At 67.1% G+C, this 401-nt stretch carries 1 protein-coding gene; it reads right to left on the reverse strand.

Going from position 1 to position 401, the window contains the following annotated elements; all coding sequences use genetic code 11:
• A partial coding sequence (locus ADK36_RS11840; RefSeq protein WP_048587646.1) for an FMN-binding protein occupies positions 1–401 on the reverse strand: 401 nt, incomplete at both ends.

The following is a 401-nucleotide window of genomic DNA, read 5'->3' on the forward strand; positions in this document are numbered from 1 at the left end:
CGATGTCCGTGCTCTGTGCTTCCAGTGTCTCGGCGATCAGCTTCGGGACGGCGGCCGTGGTCTGGGGGTGGTTCGGCTGCTGGAGCATCTTCACAGCCGAGATCTTGTCGCCCTCGAAGGTCACCTGGACCTGCACCGGGCCCTTCGCGGTGTTCACCGTCGAGCCGTCCACCGTCTGTGTCTGCGAGGCGGCGGAGGCGGAGGGGGACGCGGCGGACGAGGACGCCGACTCTGCGTTCGCGTCGATGGCGGCCTGCAGCGATTCCTTGTAGCCGTCGCTGGTGATCGTCGCCCCGGACACGGTGTCGATGTCCGTGCTCTGTGCTTCCAGTGTCTCGGCGATCAGCTTCGGGACGGCGGCCGTGGTCTGGGGGTGGTTCGGCTGCTGGAGCATCTTCACA

The organism is Streptomyces viridochromogenes, from assembly GCF_001270495.1.
Taxonomy (GTDB): Bacteria; Actinomycetota; Actinomycetes; order Streptomycetales; family Streptomycetaceae; genus Streptomyces; species Streptomyces viridochromogenes_A.